Annotated in this window: 13 protein-coding genes and 1 pseudogene; 12 read left to right on the top strand and 2 right to left on the bottom strand. The window is 71.5% G+C overall.

Annotation, left to right across the window (positions count from 1 at the left end; genetic code table 11):
* Window positions 1-27: 27 nt before the first annotated feature.
* Window positions 28-1,038 (top strand): LysR family transcriptional regulator, encoded by a 1,011-nt coding sequence (locus ACH4D5_RS04305; protein WP_398298336.1) that lies wholly within the window; start codon window positions 28-30, stop codon window positions 1,036-1,038.
* A 376-nt stretch (window positions 1,039-1,414) separates the two neighbouring features.
* Window positions 1,415-2,014: a hypothetical protein gene (locus ACH4D5_RS04300; protein WP_398298334.1), complete on the top strand. Its 600-nt coding sequence runs from the start codon at window positions 1,415-1,417 to the stop codon at window positions 2,012-2,014.
* Window positions 2,015-2,026: 12 nt separating this feature from the next.
* On the opposite strand, the gene ACH4D5_RS04295 is transcribed toward ACH4D5_RS04300, so the two are convergent.
* On the bottom strand, window positions 2,027-2,674 hold the full coding sequence (locus ACH4D5_RS04295; RefSeq protein ID WP_398298332.1) for an NAD(P)-dependent oxidoreductase: 648 nt from the start codon (window positions 2,672-2,674) through the stop codon (window positions 2,027-2,029).
* 49 nt (window positions 2,675-2,723) lie between these two features.
* A complete protein-coding gene (locus tag ACH4D5_RS04290) occupies window positions 2,724-3,689 on the bottom strand; it encodes an EamA family transporter (protein WP_398298330.1) in 966 nt (321 codons plus the stop codon).
* A gap of 158 nt (window positions 3,690-3,847) precedes the next feature.
* On the opposite strand from ACH4D5_RS04290, the gene ACH4D5_RS04285 reads away from it, so the two are divergent.
* The 10 genes and pseudogenes from ACH4D5_RS04285 to ACH4D5_RS04240 all read left to right on the top strand — a co-directional run bounded on the left by ACH4D5_RS04285 (window position 3,848) and on the right by ACH4D5_RS04240 (window position 15,902).
* Window positions 3,848-4,393, top strand: coding sequence for a MarR family winged helix-turn-helix transcriptional regulator (locus tag ACH4D5_RS04285; protein WP_398298329.1), 546 nt, complete (start codon window positions 3,848-3,850; stop codon window positions 4,391-4,393).
* A gap of 46 nt (window positions 4,394-4,439) precedes the next feature.
* Window positions 4,440-5,729 carry a hypothetical protein gene (locus tag ACH4D5_RS04280; protein ID WP_398298327.1) on the top strand — a complete coding sequence of 430 codons (1,290 nt, stop codon included), beginning with the start codon at window positions 4,440-4,442 and terminating at the stop codon, window positions 5,727-5,729.
* Window positions 5,730-5,902: 173 nt separating this feature from the next.
* Window positions 5,903-7,243: an MFS transporter gene (locus ACH4D5_RS04275; RefSeq protein ID WP_398298325.1), complete on the top strand. Its 1,341-nt coding sequence runs from the start codon at window positions 5,903-5,905 to the stop codon at window positions 7,241-7,243.
* A 374-nt stretch (window positions 7,244-7,617) separates the two neighbouring features.
* Window positions 7,618-8,745 (top strand): annotated as a pseudogene (locus ACH4D5_RS04270) (uroporphyrinogen-III synthase); the annotation flags it as partial.
* A gap of 156 nt (window positions 8,746-8,901) precedes the next feature.
* The gene (locus ACH4D5_RS04265) at window positions 8,902-9,504 is read left to right on the top strand and encodes a CGNR zinc finger domain-containing protein (protein ID WP_398298323.1); all 603 of its coding nucleotides are present in this window, start codon (window positions 8,902-8,904) and stop codon (window positions 9,502-9,504) included.
* A 159-nt stretch (window positions 9,505-9,663) separates the two neighbouring features.
* On the top strand, window positions 9,664-10,239 hold the full coding sequence (locus ACH4D5_RS04260; RefSeq protein ID WP_398298322.1) for a sigma-70 family RNA polymerase sigma factor: 576 nt from the start codon (window positions 9,664-9,666) through the stop codon (window positions 10,237-10,239).
* On the top strand, window positions 10,236-11,033 hold the full coding sequence (locus ACH4D5_RS04255) for a zf-HC2 domain-containing protein (RefSeq protein WP_398298320.1): 798 nt from the start codon (window positions 10,236-10,238) through the stop codon (window positions 11,031-11,033). Before ACH4D5_RS04260 ends, ACH4D5_RS04255 begins: the two co-directional genes overlap by 4 nt.
* 99 nt (window positions 11,034-11,132) lie before the next feature.
* Complete coding sequence (locus ACH4D5_RS04250; RefSeq protein ID WP_398298318.1) at window positions 11,133-13,478, top strand: HelD family protein; 2,346 nt, start codon at window positions 11,133-11,135, stop codon at window positions 13,476-13,478.
* 409 nt (window positions 13,479-13,887) lie between these two features.
* Window positions 13,888-15,318 carry an NAD-dependent malic enzyme gene (locus ACH4D5_RS04245; RefSeq protein WP_362987124.1) on the top strand — a complete coding sequence of 477 codons (1,431 nt, stop codon included), beginning with the start codon at window positions 13,888-13,890 and terminating at the stop codon, window positions 15,316-15,318.
* Between the two features lie 302 nt (window positions 15,319-15,620).
* Complete coding sequence (locus ACH4D5_RS04240) at window positions 15,621-15,902, top strand: HU family DNA-binding protein (RefSeq protein ID WP_016645140.1); 282 nt, start codon at window positions 15,621-15,623, stop codon at window positions 15,900-15,902.
* Window positions 15,903-15,911: the final 9 nt, after the last annotated feature.

The raw sequence follows: 15,911 nt of genomic DNA, 5'->3' as shown, positions 1-15,911 counted from the left end.
CACGCACCTCCGTTGTAGGTTCCTGCGGTGACCGAGGATTCAGTCGTACGCAGGGATGAGGATTCCGTCGTACGCCGAGACGTGGACCCCAGGCTGCTGCGCGCCTTCGTCGCCGTCGCGGAGGAGCTGCACTTCACCCGGGCGGCCAACCGCCTCTATGTCGCGCAGCAGGCGCTGAGCCGTGATGTGCGTCGGCTGGAGCGGGAGTTGGGGGCCGAGCTCTTCGCGCGCACGACGCGGCAGGTCTCGCTGACCGCCGACGGCGAGCGGCTGCTGCCGTACGCGCGACGTGTCCTGGAGGCCCAGGACGACCTGGTTGCCGCTGTCACGGGTGCGGCGCGGCCCCTGCTCGTCGACCTGAACAGTCCCGGTCTGGTCTTCGGACGCATCCTGGAGCGGGCCCGCGAACTCGCCCCCGACTGCGAGCTGATGGCCCGTTTCGAGAGCGGCCTCACCGGCTCGGCCGCAGAGATCGCCGCCGGACGGCTCGACGTCTCCTTCGGGCGGTTCGCCGGACTCGACCCGGCACTGCGGGCCGGGCTCGACCAGCAGCCGGTGCGGTACGAGCCGATGGCGGTGCTGCTGCCGACCGGGCACGCGCTGGCGGAGCTCGACGCGGTGCCGCTGGACGCGCTCGCGGGGGAGACCGTGTACGCGGGGGCAGGCAACCCGAAGACGCTGGAGTGGACCGGCCTCGCGCGGCTGCTCTTCGCGGGGCGCGGCATCGGGATCGCGCCACCGGCGCCGCTCGCCGTCGGCGCCGAGGAGTTCGAGCGGGTGATGGCGAAGAGCCGGCGTCCGGTCCTCGCCGTCGTCGACTTTCCGGCCATGCCGGGCGCCGAGCTGCGGCCGCTCGTCGACCCCGTCCCGCTGTCACCCGTGTCGCTGGTGTGGCGAAAGGGCCTGACGCACCCGGGCGTCACCGCGCTGCGGACGGCAGCCGCAGCGCTCGCGGCCGAGGAGGGCTGGCTGGAGAAACCGGCGGACGGCTGGGTGCCCGCGGCGGACGCACTCGTCATGCGGACGAACTCATCCTGAGGAGACGGAACCGACGCGGCACCGACCGTCGAACGGATCAAGGCGTTGCGCGACTGTTACGTGCAACGAGGCGCCCGCAATGGTTTGAAATGCCGCCGTAAATACGGGCGTTCGGCGTGTGCGGCTCGCCGGCCGCAGGGGTCTCGCGGGCCCCGGGATTCGCACCAGTGAACAACTGCCGCACTAAAAGGCGCTGTCCGCGAAGAGATCCGAGATGCGCGCGCGTACAGCGTTGCAACTGCCAATAGTTGGGCGGTGAGGGACCGTAACGATCTCGACGCACCCTGTAGCCGACTCCTAAGCTGACGGCTCTTCCCGCTGCTCACGCCGGACGACCGCCGTGCGGCGGGCCCCCCACTTCTGCCAGGAGATTGCTTTGCTTTACAGGAAGACGGCGCTGCGCGCCGCCGCGCCCGTCGCCGTGCTCGCCCTCGCGCTGACCGCCTGCGGTGGCGGCGACGACAAGAAGTCGGAGGACAAGCCGAAGGCCGGTGCCTCCACGTCGCAGAACAAGCCCAAGGAGGAGTCGGTGCTGGCGGCCGGCAAGAGCACCTCGGGCAAGGTGAAGGAGGACAAGGCCTTCGTGACGTACGACGTCACCGCCGAGAAGGTCGACGTCGGCACGGAGGCCGAGACCAAGAAGCTGGTCTCGGACCCGAAGCGGGCCAAGGGCCTGGTCACGGCGACCGCCCACATGAAGATCATGCACAAGGGCGGCGCGCCGCTCACGGACACCCCCGACGTCCAGGACACCACAGAGATCTACGCGGACGGCACCCGCGGCGGCCTGCTCATCGGCGCCGCCGAGGACGCGCCGGGCTGCGAGGACGAGCTGGACCTCGAAGGCTGGAAGAAGGGCGAGACCCACGTCCTCTGCGAGACGTACCTGATCCCGAAGGACTCGAAGTCCATCGAGGTCCGCTGGTCCGCGAAGGAGGACGGGGACCAGGTGAGCTGGAAGTTCGCCGGCAAGTGACCGGCGACCGGCTCAGTAGCCGACGGTGAAACGGGTGCGGGGGTGGCTCGGGCGTTCCGCCTCGTTCAGGAGGGCGATCGCGAAGTCCTCCATGGAGATCGACGAGTTGCCCTCCGCGTCCACCAGTAGGTCGTCGTCGGCGAGGCGGAACTCGCCTGTGCGGGTGCCGGGTTCGAAGAGGGCCGAGGGGCTTATGTAGGTCCAGGGGACGTCCGTGTGCGCGGTGCGGAGGGCGTCGTACTGGGCGTTCGACGCCTCGGCGATGTGGCGCCAGGCTGTGGGGACGTACCTCGGATCGTCGATGGCGAGGACCCCCTGCGTACCGGGGACCGTCAGGCTGCCCGCGCCGCCGATGACGATGAGGCGTACGCCGGCGGTGCGGGCGAGGCCTGTCAGGAGGGCCTTGATGATGGCCGGGTGCTCGTGTTCGTGGCCGGGGGCGGGTCTGGTCGCGTTGACCACGAGGTCCTGGCCGGCGCTCAACTCGGCCACGTGGTCCGGGTTCGCCGCGTCGCCGGTGCGGTGGGCGGCGGCCGGGTGCAGTTCGGCGAAGCGGGTGGCGTCCCGGACGACGGCGGTGACGTCGTGACCGCGGGCGAGGGCCTCGGCGACGACGCGGCTGCCCGCGTTTCCGGCTGCTCCGAAGACGGTGATGCGCATGGGGGTCGGCTCCTTGGGCTCGGGACAGGTGTGCGGGCGGGTGGGCGGTTCAGGTGCGGGGTGACGGGCGGCGGCGGGCCTGGCCGAGCAGCACGCTCGCCAGGACGAGGACCAGGCCGCCCAGCTGCCAGGCGGTCAGGGTCTGCCCCAGGAAGACCAGGCCGGCGAGGGTGGCGACGACCGGGTTGGTCAGGCCGAGGAACGAGACCGACGAGGCGGGCAGGCGCTCGATGCCGTGGAACCACAGGGCGTACGCGAGGGCCGTGCCGATGATGCCGAGGTAGGCGTACCCGGCGAGGTTGGCGCCGGTGAAGTGGCCCGGCAGACCCTCGACGCTGAGCGCGATGGGCGCGAGGACCAGACCGCCCGCGGTCAGCTGCCATCCCGTGAGGGCGAGGAGCGAGACGCCTGCCGGGCGGCCCCACCGCTTGCTGAGCACGACGGCCAGCGCCATCAGCGTGGTGGCCGTCAGCATGGCGGCGATGCCCGCGAGGTCGACCGCGGCGGTGCCGCGCAGGACGAGGAGCGCGACGCCCGCGACACCGACGAGCCCGGCGGCCAGCGTACGGCCGGTGGGCCGCACCTTCAGCACACCGATCCCGAACCCGGCGACCAGCAGCGGCATGACGGCGCTGATCGTCGAGGCGACACCGCCGGGCAGCCGGTACGCGCCGAAGAAGAGGAGCGGGAAGAACGCTCCGAAGTTCAGGATGCCGAGCACCGCCGCCTTCCACCACCAGTCACCGCTCGGCAGGCGCCGGGTGAGCGCGAGCAGGATGAGCCCGGCGGGCAGCGCGCGCAGGGCGGCGGCGAGCAAAGGCCGGTCCGGCGGCAGGAGTTCGGTGGTCGTCACGTAGGTGGTGCCCCAGGTGGCCGGGCCGATGGCGGCGAGCGCGGCGATGCCGGCGGCGGCTTTGGCGGAGGGGCGGGGGGTGGTGGCGGACCCGGGGGTCGCCCGCTGTGCCGACCTCTGTGCGGTGCGCTGCGCGGTGCTGCTCCTGCTGCCGATGTCCATGACGCGCTTCCTCTCCCCGTTCCCTCAACGCTTAACGCTATTATTCTCAACGTTGAGATAAATATGGACTCGGGATCTGCGAACGTCAAGTATCTGAACGTTGAGAGATTCCGCCGAGTAGGCCCGGCACCCGGCACGCCGCGAGCGGAGACGACGACATGACCGACCACGACACCCCCGCACAGAACACGCCCGACCACGACGCCATCGACGAGCTACGTGCCCAATGGCGACGCGAGCGCCCCGACCTGGACCTCGCGCACCTGGACGCGATGGCCCTGGTGGGCCGCATCAAGCGGGCCGACCACCTGCTGAGCAAGGGTATGAAGCGGGTCTTCGTCGAGTACGGCCTGGAGTTCGCGGAGTTCGACGTCCTCGCCACCCTGCGCCGGGTCGGCGCCCCGCACGAACTGACCGCGGGCGGCCTCCTCAAGACCGCGATGGTGACCTCCGGAGCCATCACCAACCGCCTGGACAAACTCGAACGCAAGGGCCTCATCGAACGCCACCCGGATCCGAACGACCGCCGCGCCATCCGCGTCCGCCTGACCGAAGCGGGCCGCGACATGGTCGACCGCGCGGTGGTCGACCACGTGGCGAACGAGGAGCGCATGCTGGCCGCCCTGACCCCGGAGGACCGCACCGCCCTCGACGGCGCCCTGCGCCGGCTGCTGGTGTCGCTGGGGGACACGCATCTGGGGTGAGCGTTCCCGGACTCCGAGTAATCAGTAGGACGACAGAGGAACGGGCATGACGAATACCACCAGCGCCAGATCCTCCTCACGAGGTTCGTTGTTTCGCGCGGCGCCACTTCCCGATGAGCCCGGATCGGCTTCGACCTGGCCGGACCGGGCCGGCTTGCTGCGAGCGCAGTCGGAGGCGCTCAACGCACTGGTGCGAGAGGATCTCTCGCGCGGGCGTGGTTTCGCCTTTTTCCTGTGTTCGGCGGCGGTCACCCTCGTAGCTCTGCTGGTCCCGGTTCTCGTGGCTGATGCGGCCACGAGCGAGGACGGCGGTGGCAGCGACGCGGCGGTCGCGGTCGTCGGGGCGGGTCTCCTGTTCGTGGTGGTGGCGCTCCCGGCACTCCTGGTTCTGCGGTCCCTGCGTGTTCGCGGGGTGCGGCGGAAGCGGCTGCTTCAGCAGTGGGGGGCCGTCGACCGGGGGCACGACTCCGAGATCCCTGCCGGCTACGGCTCGCAGGGCTCGCCGCACGCCCGCTTCTTCAATGCGGCGGCGCTTCTGGCACTGGCCTTCGTCCTGGTCGTCGTGGTGCTGGCGAATGCGGCCGAGGCGGATGACCTCGTGATGTTGCCGGGACTGGTGGTGGCGGCAGCCTTCGCCTGGGTGACGGTGAGGAAATACGCCGACCGTTATGGCTGGGCTTCGCGGGAGAAGGTGATCCGCGGGCGGGAGCGTCGACGGTATCGGCACCGCGGGCTGATGGCCGGGACCGTGGAAGCCCATCCGACCGGAATTCGTCCCGCGCTGCTCTACATCGCTCTGTTCGCCCCGGTCACCGTCGTCGCCGTGGTTTTCGCGGTTGCCCGCCCGAAGAACGTCCTCGGCCTGGTGCTGGTGGGGCTTGTCGCCCTTGCCGTGCTGGTGATCGGTTTTCCGATGGTCGCGCTCAAGCGGCGCCGGGAGCGGACCCGGGTCGCCCGGGACGCGAGCGCCCTGACGGGTTCGCTTCCCGCTGGAGCAGTCGTGCGCCCCATCCGTTACGGGTTGGGTGAGGCCACTGGACAGACTGGACAGGGTGCGGCCGTCGGGCCCGCCGCTTGGGACTGTGCGCCCCTGCGTGCAGGGGCCCTGGGGATCGGTGCGGGGGTGCTGCACCTTCGTGGCGCGGACGGGGACACGCTCGACCTCCCCTTCGCGGAGCTGGCAGGTGTGGCGTGCATCGCGAACACGGTGACCTGGCTCGATCCGACGCTCGACCTGCTCCTCCGCTCCGGCGAGTCGATCGAGGTGCGCACGGCTCACGCCGGGGAGATCGCTGAGGAACTCGCATCGGCCAGGGTGCGGACCCTCTCGGCCTAGCAGGGGGTGGGCCCGGCCCCTCACCGCCGCGCGCCCCGCCCCTCACCGCCCCACCCCACCCCCCGTGAGAGCAACGTTCCCCGGTGGTCATCGTGCGGCACAAGGTTGAAATGCGGTCTCTTTACGTTCGGGAGGGTCGGCCGGTGTGCGTGGACTACTCCTGGAGGCGTGTGATGTGGATCGAGCGGTGGGACCCGGAGGACGAGACGTTCTGGAAGGAGGAGGGCGGGGAGAAGGTCGCCCGGCGGAATCTCGCGTTCTCCGTGTTGTCCGAGCACATCGGGTTCTCCGTGTGGAGCCTGTGGTCGGTGATGGTGCTGTTCATGGGGCCCGAGTACGGGATCGACGCGGCCGGGAAGTTCTTCCTCGTGTCGATGGCGACCCTCGTGGGGGCCGTGGTCCGCGTGCCGTACACCTTCGCCGTCGCGCGTTTCGGCGGGCGTAACTGGACCGTCATCGCGGCCTCCCTGCTGCTCCTGCCGACCGTCGCCGCGTTCGTCGTGATGGAGCCGGGGACGTCCTACTCCACCTTCATGCTGTGTGCCCTGCTCACCGGGGTCGGCGGCGGCAACTTCGCCTCCAGCATGACCAACATCAACTCGTTCTTCCCGCTGCGGAAGAAGGGGTGGGCCCTCGGGCTCAACGCCGGCGGCGGCAACATCGGCGTGCCCGTGGTGCAGCTCGTGGGGCTCGCCGTCATCGGGGCGAGCGGTGGGCCGCGTGTGGTGCTGGGCATCTACATTCCGCTTGTTCTCGTGTCCGCTGTCTGTGCCTTTCTCTTCATGGACAGCATCTCGTCCGTCCGCAACGACACCGGTGCCGTGAAGGCGGCCACGCGTGACGCGCACACGTGGATCATGTCGTTCCTGTACGTGGGGACGTTCGGGTCGTTCATCGGGTACGGCTTCGCCTTCGGGCTCGTCCTGCAGACGCAGTTCGGGCGTACGCCGCTCGAAGCCGCCCAGCTCACCTTCATCGGGCCGCTGCTCGGCTCGCTGATCCGGCCCGTCGGCGGGTGGCTCGCCGACCGGTTCGGCGGCGCGCGCATCACCCTGTGGAACTTCCTCGGGATGGGCGCCGCCACCGGCGTGGTCGTCCTCGCCTCCGTGCGTGAGTCGCTGCCGCTGTTCGTCGGCGCGTTCGTCGCGCTCTTCGTGCTCACCGGGCTCGGCAACGGATCGACGTACAAGATGATCCCCGGGATCTTTCAGGCGAAGGCGGAGGCGAGCGGGCTCGTGGGGGAGGCGGCCGCGGCTCAGGGGCGGCGGCTCTCCGGGGCGGCCATGGGGCTGATCGGGGCCGTCGGCGGGCTCGGCGGGCTCGGCATCAACCTCGCGCTGCGGCAGTCCTTCCAGACCGTGGGTTCCGGCACGGGCGCGTACATCGCCTTCCTCGCCTTCTACGGTGTGTGCGCGGCCGTCACCTGGGCCGTATACCTTCGCCGGCCGGTCGCCCGCACGGTCCCGGCGGCCGACACCGAGGAGAAGCCGCAGCTCAGCTACGCCGAGGTGTGACGTAACACGGCGGACATCGTCGTGAACCGGGCCCGTCACGCGCCGTTGACAGGCTCGGTCGTCCGCCGCCCACGAGCCACGAGCGAAACGAGCGGGACAAGGAAAGCGGGACAAGGAACACGAGCGGGACGAGACGAGACGAGCCTATGCACGACAGCCCGAGCCCCAGCGCCAACCCGAGCCCCGGCCCCGGTCCCAGCGCCAACCCGAGCCCCGGCCCCGGTCCCAGCGCCAACCCGAGCCCCGGCCCCGGTCCCAGCGCCAACCCGAGCCCCGGTCCCGGTCCCAGCGCCGGCCCGAGCCCGAGCTCCAGTCCGAGCCCGAGCTCCAGCCCGAGCCCGAGCCCCAGGGCCACCCCCGCCGTCGGCGACCCGGCCGCGCACGGGCCCCTCGCCGGCTTCACCGTCGGCGTGACCGCCGCCCGGCGCGCCGACGAGCTCGGCGCGCTCCTCAAGCGGCGCGGCGCCACCGTGCTGCACGCGCCCGCGCTGCGCATCGTGCCGCTCGCCGACGACAGTGAACTCCTCGCCGCCACGAAGGAGTTGATCGACCACGCGCCGGACGTCGTCATCGCCACCACCGCCATCGGGTTCCGCGGCTGGATCGAGGCCGCGGACGGCTGGGGGTACGGAGAGGCGCTGGTCCGCTGTCTGCGCGGGGTCGAACTGCTCGCCCGCGGGCCGAAGGTGAAGGGGGCCGTGCGCGCCGCGGGGCTCACCGAGGAGTGGTCGCCCTCGTCCGAGTCCATGGCGGAGGTCCTCGACCGGCTCCTCGGCGAGGGCGTCGACGGACGGCGCGTCGCCCTCCAGCTGCACGGGGAGCCGCTGCCCGGCTTCGTCGAGGCGCTGCGGGCCGGGGGCGCGGAGGTCGTCATGGTGCCCGTCTACCGGTGGCTGCCGCCCGAGGACCTCGGCCCCGTGGACCGGCTCCTCGACGCGGCCGTCGGGCGGGGCGTCGACGCGCTGACGTTCACCAGCGCGCCCGCCGCCGCCTCCCTGCTCGCCCGCGCCGAGGAGCGGGGCATGACGGACGAGCTCCTCGCCGCCCTCCACCACGACGTGCTGTCCGCCTGCGTGGGACCCGTCACCGCGCTGCCGCTGCAGTCCCTCGGCGTCGACACGGTGCAGCCGGAACGGTTCCGGCTCGGGCCGCTCGTCCAGCTCCTGTGCCAGGAACTCCCCTCCCGCGCACGGGTGTTGCGCATCGCGGGCCACCGCGTCGAGATCCGCGGGCACGCCGTCCTGGTCGACGACGAGCTGCGCGCCGTACCGCCCGCGGGCATGGCCCTGCTGACCGCCCTCGCCCGCCGCCCCGGCTGGGTCGTGGCCCGCGCCGAACTGCTGCGCGTGCTCCCGGGCGCGGGCCGCGACGAGCACGCGGTGGAGTCCGCGATGGCCCGCCTGCGCACCGCCCTCGGCGCGCCGAAGCTGATCCAGACGGTGGTCAAGCGGGGGTACCGGCTCGCGATCGACCCGGCGTCGGGGTCCAAATACGTGGGCTGACACACGTGGGGTGGGGCGGGTACGGTCCCGGCCGCCGAAGTGGGTTCTCGGGGCAACCTGGTACGCCGGGTTCCGGAGCCGCCCGGGGGAGTGCACTGTAGGGGTACGCAACGGCATTCACTCACCGGTGACCCCCACCAAGGCGGTGACAGGCGCATGGCGTTGGGCGCGGCCCCGGCTCCGTACGAGCTGCGATTCGACTCCGGGCGGAGCTGCCTGGACCTCGTGGCGACGAACCACCCCGTGGAACGGCTCGACTCCGTGGAGCGGCTGCGCGCCTGGCTCGCGGGCACCGGTCTCGTACCGGCCGGCGCGCCCCTGCCCGGCGCCGGCCCGCAATGGCTCACCGCCTTCCATGAACTGCGCGCCGCCATAGGGCAATTGGTGCTCGGTGAGATCGACGGGCGCCCCTTCACCGCGGCCGCCACCGCCGCCCTCGACCGCGTCAACGCCCTGGCCGCCACCGCGCCCCCGGCCCCCTGTGCGGTCCGCGCCGCCGACGGCACCCTGGTCCGCGTCCTGCGCGGCGACCCCGGCTGCGCGTCGCTCGTCGCCGCCGTCGCCCGGGACACCGTCGACCTGCTCACCGATCCCGCGGCCCGCGCCCTCCTGCGCCAGTGCGAGGGCGACAACTGCCTGATCGTGTACCTCGACACGTCCCGCGGCCGCCGCCGCCGCTGGTGCTCCAGCGAGGTGTGCGGCAACCGAGAGCGAGTGGCCAGGCACCGCAGGAGGGTGGCCGCGGTCGGACGGGAGTGAGGGGCAGTCCCGTATGCCCCGCCCCGCCCCCTACGCCCCCGCCCAAGTGCGCCCAGTATCAACCCCCGCCCACCCCCGTTGAACAACCGCCACCCCGCATACGTACCTCCGTCGTGAGACCCGCCCGACCCGCCGAAAGGGCGGACACCGGAGGTACGCGTGCGCAAGGATTCCGCCGTGGCCGATGAGCGCCCGCAGCCGCACCGCCATCGCCTCGGACGGCCCCCGGGCCCGGACGAGGAGCTGATGCGCGCCCTCTACCGCGAGCACGCGGGAGCACTTCTCGCCTATGTGCTCCGGCTGGTGGCGGGCGACCGGCAGCGTGCCGAGGACGTCGTACAGGAAACGCTCATCCGTGCCTGGAAGAACGCCGGTCAGCTCAACAGAGCGACCGGTTCGGTACGCCCCTGGCTGGTGACGGTCGCTCGGCGCATCGTCATCGACGGCCACCGCAGCCGGCAGGCCCGGCCGCAGGAGGTCGACCCGTCGCCGCTGGAGGTCATCCCCGCGGAGGACGAGATCGACAGGGCACTGTGGCTGATGACGCTCTCGGACGCGCTGGAGGACCTGACTCCCGCACACCGGGAGGTACTTGTCGAGACCTACTTCAAAGGGCGTACGGTCAATGAGGCGGCCGAGACGCTGGGCATACCCAGCGGGACGGTCCGTTCACGGGTCTTCTACGCGCTTCGCTCGATGAAGCTGGCGCTCGAGGAGCGGGGGGTGACGGCATGACCGAGTTCCACAGCCACCACGGCGCGCGGCAGGACGACGAGCTCCACGAGACCGTCGGCGCCTACGCCCTCGGGATCCTGGACGACGCGGACGCCACACGGTTCGAGGAGCACCTCGCCGGGTGCGAGTTCTGCCGGCACCGACTGGACGAGCTCTCCGGCATGGAGCCGATGCTGGCCGCGCTCGCGGACCTCCCCGGCCCGCGCGGCATGCCCGCGATCGGCGAGCAGCTCGCCGCCCGGCCGAGCCCCCGGCTCGCCGAGCGCCTCCTCGCCGAGGTGTCCGCCAAGCGGGAGCGCGGGCGCAGGCGCGGCCTGTACCTGGTCGCGGCGGCGGTCGCGCTGATCGTCGGCGGGCCGCTCGTCGTCCTCGCGGTGGCCGGTGACGACGGCGGCTCGAAGGGCGTGGTGGCCGACCCGCACCCCTCCAGCCCCGCCGAGGACGCCTTCTTCCACCACATGGACGAGAAGGCGCGCGCCACCGACCCGACGACCAAGGTCAGCGCCACGGTCGGCACGGAGAAGAAGGCCTGGGGCACACACGCCGTCCTTGAGCTGAAGAACGTCAAGGGCCCGCTCAAGTGCTCCCTGGTCGCGGTCGGCAAGGACGGCGGGAAGGAGACCGTCAGCAGCTGGTCGGTGCCCGAATGGGGATACGGCATCAAGGACAGTCCGAACAAATGGGCGCGCAGCCCGCTGTACGTGCACGGGGGCGCGGCCATGGACCGGAACGACATCGACCACTTCGAGGTGACCACGTTCGACGGGGAGCGGCTGGTCAAGGTCGACGTGTAGCGCGTACCGGCCGCGAGACAAGTGCACAGGACGGGCCCCTTTCGCCTAAGGTGGACGGCTGCTCAATACGGGCAGCAGCACGGTGTGAAAGGGGCCTCGGTGGCCGACGTACGCGACCGCGAGATCAGCGTCGAACAAGAACATCTCGACCAGGTCTACCGACGTCTCGAGGAGAAGATCCACGAGGCCGAGTTCCTGATGAACGACGCTGCCCAGCGCTCCCAGGTCGGTACGCCGGGCGCGCTCGCCGAGCGTGACGCGCAGGTCTTCCGCGCGGGTGTCCACCTCAACCGGCTCAACAACGAGTTCGAGGACTTCCTCTTCGGCCGTATCGACCTGCTCCAGGGCAAGGACGGCAAGAAGGGGCCCGACGGCGCGTACACGGCGGTCGAGCCGGCGGAGGGCGCGGTGCGCGAGGACGCGAACGGCAAGTACGCCGACATCGCGGAGACCCTGCACATCGGCCGCATCGGTGTCCTCGACGCCGACTACTCCCCGCTGGTCATCGACTGGCGCGCGCCCGCCGCCGCGCCCTTCTACCGCTCGACGCCGGTCGATCCGGGCCGGGTGGTGCGCCGCCGCGTCATCCGCTCCAAGGGCCGCAAGGTCCTCGGCGTCGAGGACGACCTGATGCGCCCCGAGCTCACCGCCCGGCTCGACGGCGAGGAGCTCCCCGTCGTCGGCGACGGCGCCCTGATGGCCGCGCTCGGCCAGGCCCGCAGCCACTCGATGCGGGACATCGTGGCGTCCATCCAGGCCGAGCAGGACATGGTGATCCGCGCCCCCGCCGCGTCGGTGACGTACGTGGAGGGCGGCCCCGGCACCGGCAAGACCGCGGTGGCCCTGCACCGGGCCGCGTACCTGCTCTACCAGGACCGCCGCCGGTACGCGGGCGGCATCCTCATCGTCTCCCCGACCCCGCTCCTGGTCGCCTACACGGAAGGCGTGCTGCCGTCCCTCGGCGAGGAAGGGCAGGTCGCGATCCGTGCGGTGGGCTCCCTGGTGGACGGCGTGGAGGCGACGGAGTACGACAGCCCCGCGGTGGCCCGGGTCAAGGGCTCCTCGCGCATGCTGAAGGTGCTGAGGAAGGCGGCGCGGGGAGCACTGGAGACTCCCTCCGGCCCGGCCGCCCCCGCCGCCCCGCAGGACGGGCAGCTGTCCTTCGGCGACGAGGACGAGGAACCGCAGGCCGCCGCCGCCCCCACCCGCCTCCGCGTCGTCGCCTTCGGCCGCCGGCTCGAACTGGACGCCGGCCAGCTCGACCGCATCCGCCGCAACGCGCTCAGCGGCACCGCCCCCGTCAACCTCCTGCGCCCGCGAGCCCGCAAGCTCCTCCTGGACGCCCTGTGGTCCCAGTCCGGCGCGGCCGGCCGCCACACCGACCCCGAGCTCGCCGCCGAACTCCGCTCCTCCTTCGACGACGACATCACGTCCGAGGACGACTTCATCCGCTTCCTCGACGCCTGGTGGCCGGAGCTCACCCCGCGCGGCGTGCTGGCCGCGATGGGCGACGAGCGGCGCCTCGGCCGCTGGGCGCGCCGGATCCTCAACCCCGGCGAGGTCCGCAAGGTCGCCCGCTCGCTGCGGCGCGACGCGCTGTCCGTGCACGACGTGGCGATGCTCGACGAGCTCCAGGCGATCCTCGGCACGCCGCACCGCCCCAAGAAGAAGCGGGAACTCGACCCCCTCGACCTGCTCACCGGCCTCGAAGAGCTGATGCCGCAGCGCGAGGAGTCCCAGCGCGAGCGCGCCGAGCGCCTGGCGGCAGAGCGCACGGAGTACGCGCACGTCATCGTCGACGAGGCCCAGGACCTGACGCCCATGCAGTGGCGCATGGTCGGCCGCCGCGGCCGCCACGCCACGTGGACCGTCGTCGGCGACCCGGCCCAGTCCTCCTGGTCCGACCCCGACGAGGCGGGCGAGGCGCGCGACGAGGCGCTCGGCAGCCGCCCGCGCCGCCGCTTCACGCTCACCGTCAACTACCGCAACCCCGCCGAGATCGCCGACCTGGCCGCGCGGGTCCTGGCCCTCGCGATGCCGGGCGCCGAGTCCCCGTCGGCGGTCCGCTCCACCGGCGTGGAGCCCCGCTTCGCGGTCGTACGGGGCAAGGACCTCGCCTCGTCCGTGCGCGAGGAGGCGGCGCGGCTCCTGGAGCGGGTCGACGGCACGGTCGGCGTCGTCGTCGCGATGAACCGCCGCGAGCAGGCGGCGCGCTGGCTCGCGGGGCTCGGCGACCGGGTGGTGGCGCTGGGCAGCCTGGAGGCCAAGGGCCTCGAGTACGACGCGACGCTGGTCGTCTCGCCCGCGGAGATCGCGGACGAGTCCCCGGCGGGCCTGCGCGTCCTGTACGTGGCGCTGACGCGCGCGACGCAGCAGCTCACGGTCCTGTCGGGGGAGCGCGACGAGCCGGACGCGGCCGGGGTCCCGGATCTGCTCAGGGACTGACCCCTCGCGGTGAAGGACCGTCCTCCGAGATTGACCCGAGCGGCTTCTCGGGACGGGAATTGCCTTACGGGATTCGTTTGTTACCTTGGATGTGGCACCGGCTCGATCCAAGCCCCCGGGCCCAACCATCGTCGCTACGAGCGACCACTTGCCGCGAGGCGAGCATGGCGGGTCGGTGTCATAAGCGTGAGAGAGAGGCCCACGTCACCACGTGACGTGGGCCTCTTTCTGTTCCGGTCCCTCTTTCCGATCCACGTAACTTCTCGTATGGTGGAAACAAGTTTCCGAAACTGCAGCGCACTGGCCGGTGAACAAAACGTTCTCAATCCGGGGCGGCTACCACGTACTCAGCGGTAGGTGCGACCATCGGACGGCAAGAGCTACAAGGTGAAAGCAGAGGAAGTCCGCCATGGCAACGGCGCCCAGCGTCTCCTACTCGATGACGGTCCGACTGGAGGTGCCCGCCAGCGGGACAGCGGTCTCCCAGCTGACCACGGCCGTGGAGTCCTCCGGGGGTTCGGTCACCGGCCTCGACGTCACGGCCTCCGGCCACGAGATGCTGCGGATCGACGTGACGATCGCGGCGTCCTCCACCACGCACGCCGACGAGATCGTCGAGCAGCTGCGCACCATCGAGGGCGTCACCCTCGGCAAGGTCTCCGACCGTACGTTCCTGATGCACCTCGGCGGCAAGATCGAGATGGCGTCCAAGCACCCCATCAGGAACCGTGACGACCTCTCCATGATCTACACCCCGGGTGTCGCCCGGGTCTGCATGGCGATCGCCGAGAACCCCGAGGACGCCCGCCGCCTCACGATCAAGCGCAACTCCGTTGCGGTCGTAACGGACGGCTCGGCCGTCCTGGGCCTCGGCAACATCGGCCCGAAGGCCGCGCTGCCCGTCATGGAGGGCAAGGCGGCGCTCTTCAAGCGCTTCGCCGGCATCGACGCCTGGCCGCTCTGCCTGGACACCCAGGACACCGACGCCATCGTCGAGATCGTCAAGGCCATCGCCCCCGGCTTCGCGGGCATCAACCTCGAGGACATCTCCGCGCCGCGCTGCTTCGAGATCGAGGCCCGGCTGCGCGAGGCCCTCGACATCCCGGTCTTCCACGACGACCAGCACGGCACCGCCATCGTCGTCCTCGCCGCCCTCACCAACGCCCTGCGCGTGGTGGGCAAGGGCATCGGCGACGTGCGCGTGGTGATGTCGGGCGCCGGCGCGGCCGGCACGGCCATCCTCAAGCTGCTGCTCGCCGCCGGTGTGAAGAACGCCGTGGTGGCCGACATCCACGGCGTCGTGCACGCCGACCGCGAGGACCTGGTCTCCCACGACGTCGACTCGCCGCTGCGCTGGATCGCCGACAACACCAACCCCGAGGGTCTCACGGGCACGCTCAAGGAGGCCGTCGTCGGCGCCGACGTCTTCATCGGCGTATCGGCTCCGAACGTGCTGAACGGCGACGACGTCGCCGCCATGGCCGACGGCGCCATCGTGTTCGCGCTCGCGAACCCGGACCCCGAGGTCGACCCGGCAATCGCCCGGCAGACGGCGGAAGTTGTGGCCACCGGGCGCTCGGACTTCCCGAACCAGATCAACAACGTCCTGGTCTTCCCCGGCGTCTTCCGCGGCCTGCTCGACGCCCAGTCGCGCACGGTCAACACGGAGATGATGCTGGCCGCCGCGGGCGCCCTGGCGGACGTCGTCGCCGAGGACGAGCTGAACCGGAACTACATCATCCCCAGCGTCTTCAACGACAAGGTCGCGGGTGCCGTGGCCGGTGCCGTGCGCACCGCCGCGAAGGCCGCGGGGGCCGCTGTGACAGGCGCCACGGCCTAGCCGCACGGCGCGTCGCGGAACCCGGGCCCCTCGGGGCCCCTCTAGGGTGGCTTGGCAGCCAGCCCTCCCCTGCACCCGTATTTCAGGGGGTGGCGGACGCTTTCCGTGTGACCCCCAAGGGCGCCGGATTGGCTTTCCCGCCGCAGGTGGGGGCAGGATGCGTAATCGGGCGCGAGGGTCTGGACGTCAGACCCGGGTCCGGGGACTGTCCGAGGACCCTGGCAGCATCGTCTTCGCTGTGCCCATCATGCGGCCCTGCCGCGTGGCACGCCTCAACGGCAAAAGAACACGGGAGTACAAACATGAACCGCAGTGAGCTGGTGGCCGCGCTGGCCGACCGCGCAGAGGTGACCCGCAAGGACGCCGACGCCGTGCTGGCCGCGTTCGCCGAGACCGTCGGCGAGATCGTTGCCAAGGGCGACGAGAAGGTCACCATCCCCGGCTTCCTGACCTTCGAGCGCACCCACCGTGCCGCTCGCACCGCCCGCAACCCGCAGACCGGTGAGCCGATCAACATCCCGGCCGGTTACAGCGTCAAGGTTTCGGCTGGTTCCAAGCTGAAGGAAGCGGCCAAGGGCAAGTAGCCCCGGGCA

The organism is Streptomyces sp. NPDC018029, from assembly GCF_044327655.1.
GTDB lineage: Bacteria > Actinomycetota > Actinomycetes > Streptomycetales > Streptomycetaceae > Streptomyces.
Note: the sequence above shows the minus strand (reverse complement) of the source record. Positions and strands in the feature narration are given on the sequence as shown.